Origin of the sequence: Sulfitobacter sp. 15WGC (genome assembly GCF_005068605.1) — a bacterium.
GTDB classification, from domain to species: domain Bacteria; phylum Pseudomonadota; class Alphaproteobacteria; order Rhodobacterales; family Rhodobacteraceae; genus Sulfitobacter; species Sulfitobacter faviae.
Map to the genome: position 1 here is coordinate 1 of NZ_SZNL01000201.1, position 252 is coordinate 252.

Below are 252 nucleotides of genomic sequence, written 5' to 3' on the forward strand. Positions count from 1 at the left end.
GAAGTGGGCAACATCCTGCGGTTTGAAACGGATTTCCCCGGCGCTCATGTGGTCAAGCTTGAGCAGAATTACCGCTCGACCCCGCATATCCTCGCCGCCGCCTCGGGCGTGATCGCGGGAAATGAGGCGCTTGGGCAAGACTCTCTGGACCGAAGAGACCGAGGGCGAAAAGGTCCGCCTCATCGGCCATTGGGATGGCGAGGAAGAGGCCCGTTGGATCGGGGATGAGATCGAATCCGCGCAGCGCGGCAC

At 62.3% G+C, this 252-nt stretch carries 1 pseudogene; it reads left to right on the plus strand.

From position 1 onward, the window contains the following. Positions 1-252: pseudogene (locus FCK22_RS18560) on the plus strand (3'-5' exonuclease); the annotation flags it as partial.